This window comes from Bacillus sp. es.036, from assembly GCF_002563635.1.
Lineage (GTDB): Bacteria > Bacillota > Bacilli > Bacillales > Guptibacillaceae > Guptibacillus.
The window spans coordinates 3,535,468-3,550,401 of the sequence record NZ_PDIZ01000001.1; the positions used below are offsets into that span (position 1 = coordinate 3,535,468).

Genomic DNA, 14,934 nt, shown 5'->3' on the forward strand with positions numbered 1-14,934 from the left:
AAGCCCCCACATTTTTTTGCGGGGGCTTTCTTCATTTCAATACAGGGCGCAGATTTTCTAGCTTTTCAAACAAATGCCAAACAAAATCATCGACACCAAGCTCACGATGTGGATGCAAATCTTCAAGATGAGGATCATTCACGTAGTTGTAAATGCCCTCTTTCGACTCCCATTCAACAAGCATCATCACCTGCCTCGGCGCAATGTCCCCTTCTGGAGAGGAATCGAGCTTCCCAATAGCCACAACTTTTCCACCATATTGACGCAGCGGTTCTTCTGCCCTTCTAGCATATTCAGCATATTCTTCCCCGTCTTTTACATTAAATAGATTCAGTGCGTACAGTGCCATGCTTCTCCCTCCCACTCTTTGTTTTACTAACTGTTATTGGAATCCCATTTAAAACGGCGGTTCCGGAGACAGCATCACGTCTTTTTTCATCGCTTAATAGATTGGTATTCACGCCTTTGTTATCCTTTGCTACCGCCATTTTCACACCGCTAAGACCATGCCCATAGCCGTGGGGAATACTTCCTACTCCAGGCATAATGTCGGTTGTTAGCTCCACAATAACTTCAAGACGCCCTACTTCTGATTCCACAACAGCGACATCGCCATCTTGAATCTTAAGCCTCTCACCGTCTGATGGGTTAAGCCATAATGTACACCGATCTTTTCCTTTCATAAGCACAGGTAAGTTATGCATCCAAGAATTATTTGACCGCAAATTTCTTCGACCAATTAGGAGCATATCGGATCTGTTCGTCTCCTTCTTAAGTCTTGTTACGTCATCTACAATCAATTTAGGAGCGAGCTCGATCTTTCCTGTATGTGTGAGAAGTACTTCTGGAATCCGTGATTTTAACGCTCCCAAATCAATGCCATGCGGGTTCTCTTCAAGCTTCTTTAGACTTAAACCATCCTGCTTTTTAAAATGGTCTCCGTAAGGCCCTGAACGGAGCATATAATCTAGCATTCGCTCTGGACCTGTTCGTCCTTCTAATGCTTCCGATATGTCCTTTGGGTTGCGACCATAAATTGGTGAGCGATCATTATTAATATCTTTTTTGATAAGATATTGTATCGATGCATCATCTAATTTGTTTACGGCATCTTGATCTGGTTCTTCCTCTCCAACTAATGCTGCAAGCTTAAGAAGAATTTCCCACTCATCAAGCTGACCTTCATTCTTTTCAAAAACACGTGGCGAGTAGTGAGAAATATTACGAACCGAAAGTTGATAAAAGGAAAGGTCATAATGTGAGCGTTCAAGGGGTGTTGGTGCCGGAAAGATGACGTTTGCGTTTCTGGTCGTTTCATTTAAATAACAGTCAACACTTACCATAAAATCAAGATCTTCCATCGCACTTTGTAACCGCTTACTATTTGGCGTTGATAAAACAGGGTTACCCGCAACCGTGACGAATGCACGAATTTGCCCTTCACCAGGGGTATCCATTTCTTCTGCAAGACACGCAACAGGAAGTTCACCTAGTACTTCAGGCATACGACTAACTCTGCTTCTAAAACGATCAAAACGATAGCCTTTCTTAGACGTTTTTCCACCGGCAGCAGGCGTTGTGAACATGACGCCGCCTTCACGATCCAAATTACCTGTCACGTAATTTATCACGTCAATTAACCAGCTATTTACTGTTCCGAATGCCTGTGTACATGTCCCCATTCGTCCATACACAGCAGCGCACGTGGCAGAAGAAATGTCTCTTGCGATCGTACGAATCGTTTCTGCATCAAGCCCGCATGCGGCTGCCATTTTTTCAGGCGGGAAATCTTTTGCCAATTTTTTCACTTCCGAAAGGCCGTTTACATGCTGAGCAAGATGCGCTTCCTTCGTTAACTCCTCATCAAATAAGGTGTGAAGGATACTAAATAAGAAATACCCATCTGTGCCAGGTTTAATAAAATGATGGTCATTCGCCAGTTTAGCGGTAGCTGTACGAACTGGATCGACAACAACCAGACGTCCTCCTCTGTCCTGTAAAGCTTTCAGTCTCCCACGCATGTTAGGTCCCGTCATTAAGCTTCCATTTGAAACGATCGGGTTCGCGCCAATAACTAGAAAATACTGTGTCCGATCAATATCTGGGATCGGTATGCTAAAGTCGCTTCCGTACATAAACTCTGCTGCTAACTGTTTGGGAATTTGGTCAACTGTGCTGGCAGAGTATTGATTACGGCTTCCAAGCGCACGAAGAAACAGAGGCAAATAGAGCATGCCTGATAGGTTGTGCACATTTGGATTTCCAAGATAGACGCCTACAGCATCCCGCCCGTGCTTTTCAATCACACCCCGAAGGCCTTTCCTTACTTCCTTAAAAGCTTCTTCATAACTCACTGTAAACCATTCCGCCCCTTTTCGAATCATCGGCTCTCTTATCCGGTCTGGATCGTGATGCAATTCCTTTAAACTAAACCCTTTTGGACATAAATACCCTTTGCTAAAAGGATCTTGCTTATCTCCTTCAATATGCGTAACTTCTCCATTAACGGTGTGGATTTCTAACCCACACGTCGCTTCGCAAAGTGGACAGGTACGATAGTGAACGTTCTCCTTAACCGAATCCATCATAGTAACCTCCTTTATTCGATTTAAAAATACCAACTGGTCAGTATTTTAAGTTTACTGAAAATTCTATCATTATTCAAGAAAAAGAAAAATCCTGATTAGCAGCTATAGAATCCATTTTTTTCGTAATGCGTTTGCAACCGCTTCTGCACGATGGTTCGCATTTACCTTTCGAATCGCTGAACTCATATAATCTCGAGCTGTAAAATCACTTATATTAAGATGCTGAGCCATTCCTTTCGTACTATAACCATCAGCAGCATATTGAAGCACTTCGGTTTCACGTTTACTTAAAGGACTAGGGATTGTTGGAGTTGTTGGGAGCAAGTAAGCGAGTGCGTGTTGAAAATACATCATCACTTCTTCAATAAGACCTTGATGAATCGTCACTCCTTCTTCTCTCTCGTCAAGAAGGACACAACCAATTGCAATACGTTCAATGCTTAGAGGAATAATTAAAACAGATGTTAAATCGTACGCTTCGATGTATTCTTCGGGGAAAAGCTGGTGATGCTGATCCATCATTAAAAAAGCCGGTTTGTTCATAAGAAGGGCACGTTGAATAGGCGGTATCCGCCTTACGTCTTCACGAATAGCATTCATAGAGAAGACGCCATGGCGATCCACGCGAAGGATTCCTTCTCCTATACTAGTAAAGTAGGAAAAAGTGAACATGCTCGCACGCATGAATGGAAAATGAGCAAGGCACTGCTGAATCATGACTTCACAACGGTGGATTGGATCTTTGATCGAAAGCATTCGATGAAAAGAGCGCACCCACGCTTCCTCATGCATCGACATAATCCCCCCCTATCTTTTCAGGAATATAACCTTTGGACATCATTCGTTACACTAGTTATGTAAGCGCTTTCTATGATCGTTCTTTTATTATAGAAGGTGCTCATTGAAATCGCAAGGAAAGGCGGTCTATTATGCGAAAGGAAATGATCACAACGAGTGTGCGTGGGCTTAACGAAGATTCACTACCATTTAGACTCTATCAAAAAGCTAAGAAATTTGGCGGATGGGACCCAAGGGATATCGATTTTACTCAAGATGTGAAAGACTGGCAGTTTCTTACCGGTGATCAGCAGGAAGAAATTCTAAGACTCGTATCTCAATTTCAAGCTGGTGAAGAAGCCGTAACGCTTGATCTTCTTCCTTTAATCATGGTGATCGCAAAAGAAGGAAGATTGGAAGAAGAGATGTATTTAACAACCTTTCTGTACGAAGAGGCCAAACATACGGAATTTTTTCGATTGTTTCTAAATGAGATTGGTCAGACTGGCGACCTTTCACGTTTTCACTCTGACACCTATCGCACCATTTTTTACTCGATCTTGCCGGATGCGATGGAAAAGCTACAGCACGATCATTCACCTGAAGCATTAGCGGAAGCCTCTACCGTCTACAACATGTTTGTGGAAGGTGTTCTTGCTGAAACCGGCTATTTCTCTTTCTATGAATCTCTTGCAAAAGCAAATGTGATGCCAGGATTAATGAAAGGCATCGGTTTACTTAAACGAGATGAATCGCGTCATATTGGCTACGGAACATTCTTGCTACAGCGACTGATCGCTGAACATCCCCACCTCTCTTTGACCTTGTTCAGAACAAAATGAATCAACTCGCTCCTCTTGCCGCACAGCTTACACAAGAAGGAATCGGAGGAAGAACACATAGTGCATTCGGAAATACGCTTGATGCGACTATGGCTTTTTCGATGAAACAACTTTCTGTTCGTATGGATATTCTGGCACGTGCAAAAGGAAAAAGTATGAACGAGATTTATCGCACTACTGAATCAGATGTTGGCGTTCTTTAATGTAAAGGAGGAAAAAAGATGTCAGTTAACGTAGAAATCAAATCATTTCCCCTCTTCATCAATGGCGAATGGACTCCCTCGAAAGGAGGAACGCTGTTTGATGTGACGAACCCTGCAACAGGCGATGTGATTGCGAAAGTAACAGGTGGTACAGCTGAAGATGTAGATCAAGCTGTTGAAGCTGCTACTCAAGCTTTTGAAAGGGAAGAATGGCGGGAGATGCCCCCGAAAGAGCGGTCTAAATTGTTGTATACCATCGCTCAGAAAATCATGGAAAACGGAGAAGAGCTTGTCGCGTTAGAAGCACTTTCATCAGGCGGCACAGTAAGAAGGCTTGCTTCAAATGACATTATTCAAATGGTCGACCTTTTCCAAACGCTCGGCAAATTCGTGCTCGACTATACGTATTCAGAAACCCTTCCTTCTCCACCGTTCCCTGGCCCGGCCCATAACTTTATTTGGCGCGAACCAATTGGCGTATGTGCGGCCATTACGCCCTGGAACATGCCGATGCTGATTGCAACCTGGAAGATCGCTCCAGCACTGGCAATGGGAAACACCATTGTCATTAAGCCTGCTAGCTACACGCCGCTTACTACGCTCCGCCTTGCTGAGATCATTTCAGAAGTCGTCCCTAAAGGCGTCATTAATGTTGTAACTGGTAGCGGAAAAAACGTTGGTGAACCTCTTGCAACTCATCCTAAAGTTGACAAAATCGCATTCACTGGGTCCACAGAAGTAGGGCGGCACATTATGAGCCTCGCTTCTAGCACGGTTAAAAACACAACCCTCGAACTCGGCGGGAAATCACCTTCCATTATTCTTGAAGATGCTGACCTTTCACTCGCTCTTCCTGGTAGCCTATTCGGCGTTTTTCTTCACTCAGGTCAGCTCTGTGAAAGCGGAACAAGGTTGTTTGTCCCAGATAAATTATATGATTACGTCATTGATGGCCTTAAAGAACTTTCAGAAAAGCTTGTGCTTGGTAACCCGATTGACCCAGCAACGGATATGGGACCCGTGGTTTCTGCCACACAAAAAGAAGCCATTTTATCGTATATCGAGAAAGGAAAGCAGGAAGGTGCTCGTCTCATTTGCGGTGGTCATGAGGTAAACGTGAAAGGCTGTGAGAAAGGACATTTTATCGCTCCGACGATTTTTGCTGATGTGACAAACGACATGACCATTGCTCGAGAAGAAATTTTCGGACCCGTGCTATCCATCATTCGCTATAGTGACGTAGATGATGCGATTCAGATGGCGAATGATACAATTTACGGCCTTGCAGCGGGGGTTTGGACATCTGATGTGAATAAAGCCTATAAAGTTGTTCGCAAACTGCGTGCAGGCGTTGTTTGGATTAATGACTGGCATATGCTAAGGAATGATGCGCCATTTGGAGGATACAAGCAAAGCGGGATTGGTAGAGAAATGGGCAAGCATTGCCTTGATGCGTATACGCAGGTAAAACATGTGCATACGTCTATGGTTCCAGAAGCTGAGCGGAGATCGTGGTACAGTCTTCTCTTTTCAAATCAAACTAAATAAAGGAGGGCGAAACGTATGTCTTTAACCTATTCACAATATATGCTTCGAACCGCCATTCATAGTGGCGCCGGCACTCGCGCACTCGTTCCAGACCTTTTCAGAGGACTTGAAGCGAAGCGAGTGGTTCTCTTTAGTGACCGTGGGCTTGAGCAGGCAGGAGTTGTTGAAAAGATCAAAGAAATTTTTGAGCTAACACCACATGGGACAGGTCCAGAACTTGCAGGAGTTTATCTTGATATTCATCAGGATGCAGGTAGCAATGATGTGAACGCTGCACTTAAATTTGCTAGAGAAGTAAGTGCAGATGGGCTCCTCGCTGTTGGTGGCGGAAGCGTAATGGACACCGTAAAAGGAGTTAAATATGCCCTTCATCACGGCTTAACCGATATTAAAGAAGCGATCCCAGGCGGACTGCTTTATTTATCATGGCCAGAAGCGACCTACATGCCAATCCCTCATATTTCCATTCCGACGACAGCTGGGACAGGATCCGAAGTATCGCCCATTGCCGTAATCTATAACGAAGAAATAAAGATGAAGACAAATATCATTCACCCTTTCATTAATGCGGACATGGCCATTTTAGATCCCGAACTAACAACCGGTTTACCGGCTAAAATCACTGCATTTACTGGATTTGACGCCTTAACTCATGCCATTGAAGCGCTGGCCTCACCAACTGCTACTGCTCTAACAGATGCGTATGCACTACAGTCGATACGCCTCATCGAATCCCATCTTCCCACCGCAGTGAAACATGGAGAAAATCTTCATGCGCGCATGGAAATGTTGCAGGCGAGCATGATGGGAATTACGGCATTTAGCTTTGCCCTTAATGCTATTCCCGTGCACAATTTCGCACATGCATACGGTGCCCTATTTCGTATTCCGCATGGACTCGCCAATGCTGTTTTCTTACCCGTTGTGATGGAAGTACTTCCAGATCTTTACCTTCCGAAAAGTAAAGAGCTTGCTGAAGCTCTGCATTTAGAGACATCTGGGAAAGAGAAACAGACGCTATTAACAGCGGTAATTGAAAAAATCCGAAACATGCAGCAGGACATTGGACTCCCTGCTAATTTTAAGGACTATTCAATTCCACCTGAAGCATTAGAGACAACTGTTGTCGCCGTTAAAATGGATCCAGCCGCTCTCAACTATCCGCTTCCTCCAGAATTGATTAAAGCAGTTGGAGAACGAGTCATTCATGCTAAAAAAGTAACAGTATAAGCAAAAGCACCGTGAGGGTTTCCCTCACGGTGCTTTTTTAGTAAGCAAGCCCAATTGATTCTCGAATATAAAGATGATTGCTTACCGTTTGAAGCAGAAAAGAAGCCACATCTTCTCGTGATATTCGGCGTCCACCTTTTGGTATTCCCGTTCGCGCCTTTCGGTATTCCCCCGTCAAGTCATCATTCGTAAGTCCCATCGGACGAGCGATTGTCCACTCTACTTCACTTGCACTAAGTAGATCAGCAGCTCTTCTGTGATCAGCCAAAACGTTTTGCAAAAGTTTACCTGCAATGAACCCTGTTACACCCGGAATTTCTTTGTTAATTCCTGCGGAAGCCATATACACAATGCGATTCACACCATGAATACTCATCGCATCGAGAATATTCGCGGTCATCGTCGAAAGTTCCGTTGTTTTTCCAAGTCCACTTGCCCCAAGGCAAGAAACAACCGCGTCGACATCAGAAGACATGGCTTGCTTCACATCAGCCGATTGCATCGCATCGCCAATTTCAACTAACAAATTCTTATGAGACGTTTCAAGCTTTGAAGGTGTTCGAACAAATGCTGTTACGGTATGCCCTGCCGCAATCGCCTGCTTGATAAATGCATTTCCAGTACCGCCAGTCGCTCCGAATACGAGTAGCTTCATTGTATTGACCTCTCCCCTTCTCATGCGTTATATCTCTTTCATCCCTTTTTGTAAGGAATGTGAAACACCGTGCTACTTTACTTTTTTAATGAAAACGACTTTTAGATAATTTCCTTCTCTAAACTCTTTAATCGTTCGAAAATCTTCGGGAAGGGTAAATTCTTCTAGAAGCTGATAACGTCCATTCGTTTCTTTAAAGGCTTGATCAACGAATCCTTTAAATTTTTTCATATCGTAACCGCTATAGTTCGTTGAAGCGACGATTATCCCATTATCTTCTGTAATGGAAATCGCATCTTTTAAAAGATCTTTATAGTCTTTTGCTGCGCTAAACGTATGTTTCTTAGAACGCGCAAAGCTTGGAGGATCAACAATCACCATATCAAACGATAAATTCTTTTTTACAGCATATTTAAAGTACTTAAAGACATCCATGACAAGGATGTTCTGTTCTTCATAATCAATTCCATTCACGCTGAATTGCTCGATTGTTTTATTTAAGCTTCGATTGGCAAGGTCAACGCTTGTCGTATGAACGGCTCCACCTTCAACAGCAAAAACGGAGAAAGCGCCCGTATAAGAGAACGTATTTAGTACCGTTTTTCCTTTCGCATATTTATCTCGAATTAATATACGAACCGGACGCTGATCAAGAAAAACGCCTACCATTGCTCCTTCATTTAGATACACGGCAAAGTTCACACCGTTTTCTTTTACAATTAGTGGAAACTCCCCGCGTTCACCTGCGACAAAATCATCATCTTCCACATACTGCCCTTTAGCATCAAACCGCTTTTTCTCATAAATGCCTTTATAATCTACAAGCTGCTTCAACGCTCCAATGACAGCGTGCTTAAATGAATAGACACCCTCACTATACCAGTTAATGAGGTAGTATCCATCAAAATAATCAATCGTTAAACCTCCAAGACCATCTCCTTCGCCATTCACAATGCGAAAAGCAGTGGTCGTCGGATCGTTAAAAAAGGATTCGCGGTGTTGAAGCGCTGTTTGAATTTTTCTAACAAAAAAATCCAGATCGATTTTTTCGTTTTCGTTTTGCGATAGAACCCAGCCAAAACCTTTGTTTTGTCGTCCATAATAGCCTTTTGCAAGAAATTGGCCCTTCTCATCTTCTAGCCTAAGAATGACCCCTTCTTCTTTTAGGGTGTCTGCATTCACGATCGCTTCTTTAAAAATAAGGGGATAGCCTTTTTCGAATTTTTTCTGATGCTTTGCTTGCACCTGCACGCTTCGTTCGTTCCTCATCGTGTCATCCTAACTTTTCATGTTTTTTAATCTGCTTGCATTATATCACGTATTCTTTCTCCTCCATAAGTGAGTATTCTCAGGTGGATAAATCAATACATCCGTTCAAAAACTAAGAGTGAAAGGTGGTGAACCATCGTGAAAACAAAATCAGGAACAGATGTCGAGGAGGTAAAACGCCTTAACGCAAATTCCGGCCTCAGCTATAATCAAGTCAAAGAACAGTTAGCTAAAAAAATGATGAAGAAAAACAATGAGCTTCATTGAAACCTTGAAATGAGACGAATCGCGTCTTTATCGTTTACAATAAGCTGGTGCTTTACTAACGCATCAGGAGGGTTTAAATGAACGAAAAAACAACTTCAAGCTATTTCAAAACCATTCTTCTTTTAAGTGTGGCTGTCTGGCTTGTAGTCATGAATACAACTATGTTTAATGTAGCACTACCTAACGTATTAACTGAGTTTAATCTCTCACCTGCTGATGGCGCCTGGATCGTATCAGGTTACTCGATCATCCTCGCGATTTTTACGATTACGTACACACGCTTATCGGATTACCTTCCGATCAGACGGCTGTTAATTGCAGGGATCGTCATATTTGGAATAGGATCTGTTCTTGGTTTCTTTGCTACAACATTCCCTCTTCTTCTTGCTGCACGCCTTTTACAAGCGACAGGTGCAGCAGCCATTCCAGGATTATCGATGGTATTCGCAGGACGGTTTATTCCATTTGCAAGACGTGGAAGAGCAATGGCGATGATTGCCTCTGCCTCATCACTTGGTTTCGGTCTTGGCCCGGTTGTAGGCGGAGTTGTGACGGAGTATCTTAATTGGAATTACTTATTTACCGTAACGTTATTTGTCGTTTTGCTTATTCCGATTCTCTTTCGTCGTCTTCCTGAAGAAGAAGTCCGAAAAGGAACCTTTGATATTGTAGGTGGAATCTTAACTGGAGCCACCGTCACAAGCTTCTTGCTCTATATTTCAACATTTAACTGGTTATTTTTGGCGATTGGTATCATTGTAGGTGGACTGCTTTGGCTTCGAATCACTCGAACAAAGGCTCCTTTTATTCAGCCATCTCTTTTCAAAAACAAAGGATATCGAAAGCTTCTGTATATGAGCTACCTTGGCTTCACGACACACTTTGCTATCTTATTGCTAATGCCGCTCATGCTTCAGAACGTTTACGAGAAGGGTCCATCTGTTGTTGGGTATATTATCTTCCCTGGAGCTATGCTTTCTGCTGTTGCTGCCATCTATGTTGGCAGACTGCTCGATCGCTATGGGAACATGAAAGTTATTTACCTTGCTCACGGACTGCTTCTCATTTCAACCGTGCTTTTCTATTTCCTTTCTCCACTTAATGAGTACATGATTATGATTGGCTATATGTTCACAAGTTTCGGTTTCTCTAGTCTTTCTTCAAGTACGACAAATGAAGTATCACGCATTCTTCCTTCCGAAGAAATCGCGACTGGCATTGGCATGAAGCAACTCATTCAATTCGTCGGCAGCGCGTCGGGATCTGTAGCCGGAGGAATACTATTAGAGCTAAACGGATTAACCTACAGCACACAATCCTTTCAGCTCACGTATGCCTTCTTGTTCGTCTTAATGGCTCTATCAGCAGTCATTATGATTGTTTATGCAAGAAAAGCGAAATCGTAAATTGGTATTTAAACAGAACACAATATGACCCACATGAAAACCCACCCTAAAACACTAGGGTGGGTTTTCATTCGACAAAAAGCGCGAGTGCCTGTCACCTCAAGCCCCTCTGCCATGTAACCGGAACAATAAACAGCAGAAGCACGAGATAAATCCATATACCAAATGGAACATTTGTTACTACAAAATGTAGGCCTCCAAATACAGGAATTAAAAGCGCAAAAGGAATCGTCTTCCAGCCATCACTCTGCCCAGCAGACTCGAAAGGCTGTGAGAAAGGAAGCTTTCCTTTCAACATTCGAAAGCAAATGACGCTGTAAATCAAAGCGATTAAGAGTACGATAACCAAATCTGGTATGATCCGGATTCCAAATAAAAAACCATACAACATACTAATGACAACAAATACCGGAGCAAAGAGACGGATTAGGAAGGCTTTTAACGTACCTTTAATGATCACTGCGTCACTTTGCAGGGGTGTAACGTGATAAATCCACGAGCCTTTGCTCTTGCTGGAATACTGAAGCATAATCACAATCCCTGGAATCATCATCATGCTTGCATAAATGGTTAAATACATTCGCCCAGAAGTGATACTATCTAAAGATCCACCAGCAGAGTATCCATTGTAAAGGAAAACAAAAGGAAAGATGATGGCAAAGCCTAACGAAGGATAGATTTTAAGCTTTAAATCACGCTCATTCTTCAACATTCTTTCTGCAAAATGATAAAAAGCATGCTCTTCTTTACTTGTTGTTAGAAGAGAAGCTAGACGGTTCATACCTTTCGTCGTTTTCTTTTTCGACGGTCCTGCCTGATCCATTAATTTCAGTAGATTTTTTTCAAATGTAGGTAATAACGAAAGGTAAATCCATAAGGCGATTAAAGGGACTAGAAGTGCTAAAGCCATAAAAACATAGTAATAAGCTCCGCTAGCACCATTTAAAATAACGGCAAATGGCGCTCCAAACCAGACCGGCGGCAATAACACGTTCCACCATGCTGCTTCAAAGCTAGACTGTAATCCTTGAAACTCAAAGGCACGTGCAAGTACTTGGTAACCTATGACAATTGTAAAGGAAAGCCCTATTTGCACATAGTTAATGACGTCTCGCAAACGTTCTCCACCAAAAAATTTTAGAATCACATAATAGAGTAACGCTGTGATGGCCACAATGAACAAGTCGCTAAACAAGACCGTTACACTAAATAGTAATGCAAAGATAACGCCAAACTGAACAATGCCAACGACAAGAGGAACACTCACAATCGCTGCTGTTAAAAAGAACAAATAGACGGTCACATGAATCCCACGTGCAGCACTGATGGTCCTGTGATCAACTGGCCTTGTCCCTATTACCGTCTGATCACGAACGTCCAACAGTACAGATGAGAAATCGGAAATCATTGCCGTCATAATTAAAAACATTAACACTCCAAAAATCAAACTCATCTTAAACATAAAATTGTCGCCAATAAACAAAATGGGGATTAACGTTAATCCAATGAAAGCATAAAACCAGAGCGATTTCAGAAACTGGTTTGAATCCTGCTTTTTCTCCCCGCCCCTATTTTGACTCATAATCGTGGTAGGTCGCCTACCATCCATCGTCAGCTTTACCTGAAGAATACGCCTCATTGTCGGATAATCAATTTCAAATCGCTCAAATACCACTCGAAACAAATCTAGTATTTTTAACGTAGTAAAATTCTTCATCTATGATCACGCTGAACGATCTGTACAAAATTCTCTGCAAGATTTTGGTGCTCATTAAATCCTGTCAGCTGATTGAAAATTTCCTCTAAAGACCCTTCTTTGTTTTTCTGACGAAGCTGTTCAAAGCTTCCATCCGCTACGATTTTGCCATCGTTTAATAGAAGGATGCGACTGCTGATTTTTTGAACAACCTCCATAATGTGAGAAGAATAAAAAATCGTTTTCCCCTGTGATGAAAGTTGTGCAAGAATTTCCTTAAACACCATGACACTGTTCGCATCTAGCCCATTAATCGGTTCATCTAGGAACAGAATATCAGGATCATGCAGTAAGCTCGAAATCAATAAAACCTTCTGTTTCATTCCTTTTGAGTAAGAAGAAATGCGCGAATCATAAACATCTTCAAGGTTAAACACACCCATAAGTAATCGCGCTTTGTAATCGGCCGAATCCGCGGTTAAGCCATAAAGCTCTCCTGTAAACGTTAAATATTCTCTCGCAGTTAAATTATCATAAAGGTCCGCAGCTTCTGGTACGTACCCTATTCTTTTCTTGTATGCTACCCCACTTTCCTTAATGTTCTGGCCAAAAATTTCTACTTCTCCCGAATAAGACGCTTCTAGTCCAAGCATGATTTTAACCGTCGTGCTTTTTCCTGCTCCATTCGGACCTATGTAACCAATGATCTGCCCCTCATATACGTCAAGATCAATATCATCGAGAACAAGTTTCTCACCATACCATTTTGTTAATCCTTTTAAAGAAAGTATCTTGCCCGGTCCGTGGTCCATGAAATCCCCTCCGTGTGTAAGCTTCTACATCTTTCTACGAAACTTACAAAAAAAGGTTTCACTCTAAATTAGGAGCTTCAAAGAAAAGACGATGCATCATACATCGTCTAACCTCTTCTTATTGGCTCTCTCTACCTAATAACGAATTTGCCTTCTCTGTCAGCGCATAGCCTTTTGAAAGCTTTTCGAGCATGCCATCCTTCTCAATCAATTTGATTGCTTTCACAACGTGTTTTTCTTCCCAGTCGTTCAACAAACCATAGTTTTCATCCTCATGCAACCTTTGTATTCGCAGGGCATTTGTTGTTTGTCCAATTAATACTTTCGACATCACATGTAGCGGCTGATTCTCATGCATCGAAATGAACTGAAGTACACCTTTTAATTCCCCGAAAGTGAGCACATTTCCCTTTATCGTTACATACTGCTCCTCATTTCTTGGACTGTGCGTACTTAGCGAGATTAGGTTGTCTAAATAAGCACGTACACGCGTAAACTCCGTTTCATTCACAATAGGCAAAATCACTCTCGGTTTAAAAGGTTCAATGGTATCTGTAGAGATTTTTGAAAGCCATAGTAGCGGAGAACCTTCTCTCTCTTCAGGGAGACTTACCTTTCTTAACTGCTCATAAAAAGTCACTGTATCCGGCGCCTCGTCTATTTCTAATCTACTTTTGAGGTCCAGCACATCGTTATAAAGGTCTACAACTGGTTCAAACGACGAGAGTGCTTTTGCTACCTCATCAATCTTTTCAACTAAGCGAGGTGTTTTTTCTACCATTTCATTAAATTGACGTTCAATTGTCGCAATACGTTTCTGCGCACGTTCCATATTGATCTCTTCTTTTAGACGCACCCGCTCTTCCGATACGTTATAATAAACCGAAAATCTACACGAATCACAACAATATTCAATCTCCGAGCTCGCAGCGTGAAAAATCATTTGTTTTTCATGTGAGCAAATGCTTTCACCCCTCCATAACCACGCATCAGGAATTTCCCGATACGGTCGCATGACAATCTCTACACGGTGTCGCCAAAAAGAAAGATCTTCAGGAGAGTTTAACAAAGAAATTAACGGAGAATGATTGATTTTTTCTACTGCTTGAACAACTTCTTCCTTTTCTTTTGCTAGTTGAATAAAAGGATGGCGTTGAAAACCATCGACAATTTGTTGTTCCAAATCATGTCGAGTCTGTTTTGCGACATCAGCACAAAATAAATAATCGCGAAGCACCTGATCGAGATGTTGATCAAGTTCTTCCGTTGAAAGATTTATGTACGATTCACGATAGGTGGAAGAGCTATGAATTGGTATACCGTGCATCGGCGAAAAAGATTGCCAGATTAATTGCTCAGGTTTAATCAAATGTGGGTATAATTCATCTTCTTTATTTAAAGGAATCGGTAATACAGCCTCGGTATCTTGTTCAAGAAATGCCTGCAATTTCATGCGTTCTTCCCTAGTAAAAGCATCCATTTTTCGTTTCACATGATCATGAAGGCGATGAAGCAATCCTTTTTGTACTTTTTGTCCAACTGATCGAATTCGTTTGTTCTTCTTTCCCATTGGCACAAAAGCAAACATTGGATAAGCGTCAAAATGGTACGTATGTTGTTCCACAGACATTATGCAAAACC

12 protein-coding genes and 1 pseudogene are annotated in these 14,934 nt (G+C 42.2%); 5 read left to right on the plus strand and 8 right to left on the minus strand.

The window, feature by feature from the left end; translation table 11 throughout:
* Positions 1–31: 31 nt before the first annotated feature.
* The 3 genes from ATG70_RS17730 to ATG70_RS17740 form a co-directional block, all read right to left on the minus strand.
* Positions 32–349 carry a DUF1330 domain-containing protein gene (locus ATG70_RS17730; protein ID WP_098445567.1) on the minus strand — a complete coding sequence of 106 codons (318 nt, stop codon included), beginning with the start codon at positions 347–349 and terminating at the stop codon, positions 32–34.
* Entirely contained in the window at positions 321–2,585 is a 2,265-nt protein-coding gene (locus ATG70_RS17735; RefSeq protein WP_098445568.1) for a molybdopterin-dependent oxidoreductase, read from the minus strand. The genes ATG70_RS17730 and ATG70_RS17735 overlap by 29 nt, the downstream gene beginning before the upstream one ends.
* Before the next feature lie 105 nt (positions 2,586–2,690).
* A complete protein-coding gene (locus ATG70_RS17740) occupies positions 2,691–3,386 on the minus strand; it encodes a helix-turn-helix domain-containing protein (protein ID WP_098445569.1) in 696 nt (231 codons plus the stop codon).
* A gap of 131 nt (positions 3,387–3,517) precedes the next feature.
* On the opposite strand from ATG70_RS17740, the pseudogene ATG70_RS17745 reads away from it, so the two are divergent.
* The 3 genes and pseudogenes from ATG70_RS17745 (at position 3,518) to ATG70_RS17755 (ending at position 7,188) form a co-directional block, all read left to right on the plus strand.
* Positions 3,518–4,410, plus strand: a pseudogene (locus ATG70_RS17745) (R2-like ligand-binding oxidase).
* Positions 4,411–4,428: 18 nt separating this feature from the next.
* Positions 4,429–5,958 (plus strand): aldehyde dehydrogenase family protein, encoded by a 1,530-nt coding sequence (locus tag ATG70_RS17750; RefSeq protein ID WP_098445570.1) that lies wholly within the window; start codon positions 4,429–4,431, stop codon positions 5,956–5,958.
* A 15-nt stretch (positions 5,959–5,973) separates the two neighbouring features.
* Positions 5,974–7,188 (plus strand): iron-containing alcohol dehydrogenase, encoded by a 1,215-nt coding sequence (locus ATG70_RS17755; RefSeq protein ID WP_098445571.1) that lies wholly within the window; start codon positions 5,974–5,976, stop codon positions 7,186–7,188.
* A gap of 37 nt (positions 7,189–7,225) precedes the next feature.
* Here the strand turns inward: ATG70_RS17755 and ATG70_RS17760 are convergent, their stop codons facing one another.
* The gene (locus ATG70_RS17760) at positions 7,226–7,843 is read right to left on the minus strand and encodes an NAD(P)-dependent oxidoreductase (protein ID WP_098445572.1); all 618 of its coding nucleotides are present in this window, start codon (positions 7,841–7,843) and stop codon (positions 7,226–7,228) included.
* 72 nt (positions 7,844–7,915) lie between these two features.
* Positions 7,916–9,112, minus strand: a complete 1,197-nt coding sequence (locus ATG70_RS17765; RefSeq protein WP_098445573.1) for a class I SAM-dependent rRNA methyltransferase — start codon at positions 9,110–9,112, stop codon at positions 7,916–7,918.
* A 138-nt stretch (positions 9,113–9,250) separates the two neighbouring features.
* On the opposite strand from ATG70_RS17765, the gene ATG70_RS22865 reads away from it, so the two are divergent.
* Both ATG70_RS22865 and ATG70_RS17775 read left to right on the plus strand, forming a co-directional pair.
* A complete protein-coding gene (locus ATG70_RS22865) occupies positions 9,251–9,379 on the plus strand; it encodes a hypothetical protein (protein ID WP_257147751.1) in 129 nt (42 codons plus the stop codon).
* A 77-nt stretch (positions 9,380–9,456) separates the two neighbouring features.
* Positions 9,457–10,785, plus strand: coding sequence for an MFS transporter (locus tag ATG70_RS17775; protein WP_098445575.1), 1,329 nt, complete (start codon positions 9,457–9,459; stop codon positions 10,783–10,785).
* A 94-nt stretch (positions 10,786–10,879) separates the two neighbouring features.
* Here ATG70_RS17775 and ATG70_RS17780 read toward each other — a convergent pair whose 3' ends face one another.
* The 3 genes from ATG70_RS17780 to ATG70_RS17790 form a co-directional block, all read right to left on the minus strand.
* Entirely contained in the window at positions 10,880–12,502 is a 1,623-nt protein-coding gene (locus tag ATG70_RS17780) for a hypothetical protein (protein ID WP_098445576.1), read from the minus strand.
* Complete coding sequence (locus tag ATG70_RS17785; RefSeq protein ID WP_098445577.1) at positions 12,499–13,293, minus strand: ABC transporter ATP-binding protein; 795 nt, start codon at positions 13,291–13,293, stop codon at positions 12,499–12,501. Before ATG70_RS17785 ends, ATG70_RS17780 begins: the two co-directional genes overlap by 4 nt.
* 118 nt (positions 13,294–13,411) lie before the next feature.
* The gene (locus ATG70_RS17790; protein WP_098445578.1) at positions 13,412–14,923 is read right to left on the minus strand and encodes an RQC-minor-2 family DNA-binding protein; all 1,512 of its coding nucleotides are present in this window, start codon (positions 14,921–14,923) and stop codon (positions 13,412–13,414) included.
* Positions 14,924–14,934: the final 11 nt, after the last annotated feature.

Bases quoted from the DNA above. Each gene is read 5' to 3' on its own strand.
- ATG70_RS17730 (WP_098445567.1), bottom strand. From the start codon at position 349: ATGGCACTGTACGCACTGAATCTATTTAATGTAAAAGACGGGGAAGAA.
- ATG70_RS17735 (WP_098445568.1), bottom strand. From the start codon at position 2,585: ATGGATTCGGTTAAGGAGAACGTTCACTATCGTACCTGTCCACTTTGC.
- ATG70_RS17740 (WP_098445569.1), bottom strand. From the start codon at position 3,386: ATGTCGATGCATGAGGAAGCGTGGGTGCGCTCTTTTCATCGAATGCTT.
- ATG70_RS17750 (WP_098445570.1), top strand. From the start codon at position 4,429: ATGTCAGTTAACGTAGAAATCAAATCATTTCCCCTCTTCATCAATGGC.
- ATG70_RS17755 (WP_098445571.1), top strand. From the start codon at position 5,974: ATGTCTTTAACCTATTCACAATATATGCTTCGAACCGCCATTCATAGT.
- ATG70_RS17760 (WP_098445572.1), bottom strand. From the start codon at position 7,843: ATGAAGCTACTCGTATTCGGAGCGACTGGCGGTACTGGAAATGCATTT.
- ATG70_RS17765 (WP_098445573.1), bottom strand. From the start codon at position 9,112: ATGAGGAACGAACGAAGCGTGCAGGTGCAAGCAAAGCATCAGAAAAAA.
- ATG70_RS17775 (WP_098445575.1), top strand. From the start codon at position 9,457: ATGAACGAAAAAACAACTTCAAGCTATTTCAAAACCATTCTTCTTTTA.
- ATG70_RS17780 (WP_098445576.1), bottom strand. From the start codon at position 12,502: ATGAAGAATTTTACTACGTTAAAAATACTAGATTTGTTTCGAGTGGTA.
- ATG70_RS17785 (WP_098445577.1), bottom strand. From the start codon at position 13,293: ATGGACCACGGACCGGGCAAGATACTTTCTTTAAAAGGATTAACAAAA.
- ATG70_RS17790 (WP_098445578.1), bottom strand. From the start codon at position 14,923: ATGTCTGTGGAACAACATACGTACCATTTTGACGCTTATCCAATGTTT.